The 506-nt window shown below is 57.1% G+C and carries 1 protein-coding gene; it reads left to right on the top strand.

Annotated features, from left to right (window positions below; genetic code table 11):
• On the top strand, positions 1 to 506 hold a 506-nt coding region (locus QSV36_RS14255; protein WP_289132543.1), incomplete at both ends, for an EF-Tu C-terminal domain-related protein.

The following is a 506-nucleotide window of genomic DNA, read 5'->3' as shown; positions in this document are numbered from 1 at the left end:
GTATTCTCGATCTCGGGTCGTGGTACCGTTGTTACCGGTCGTATCGAGCGTGGTATCGTCCGCGTTCAGGATCCGCTGGAAATCGTTGGTCTGCGCCCAACCACCAACACCACCTGCACCGGTGTTGAAATGTTCCGCAAGCTGCTGGACGAAGGCCGCGCTGGCGAGAACTGCGGCGTTCTGCTGCGTGGTACCAAGCGTGACGAAGTTGAGCGTGGTCAGGTTCTGGTCAAGCCAGGTTCGGTCAAGCCGCACACCAAGTTCACCGCAGAAGTCTACGTTCTGTCGAAGGAAGAAGGCGGTCGTCACACTCCGTTCTTCAAAGGCTACCGTCCTCAGTTCTACTTCCGTACCACTGACGTGACCGGTAACTGCGAACTGCCGGAAGGCGTTGAAATGGTAATGCCAGGTGACAACATCCAGATGACTGTCACTCTGATCAAGACCATCGCAATGGAAGACGGTCTGCGCTTCGCTATCCGTGAAGGCGGTCGTACCGTCGGCGC

The organism is Pseudomonas sp. BCRC 81390, from assembly GCF_030341915.1.
Classification (GTDB): domain Bacteria; phylum Pseudomonadota; class Gammaproteobacteria; order Pseudomonadales; family Pseudomonadaceae; genus Aquipseudomonas.
Note: the sequence above shows the minus strand (reverse complement) of the source record. Positions and strands in the feature narration are given on the sequence as shown.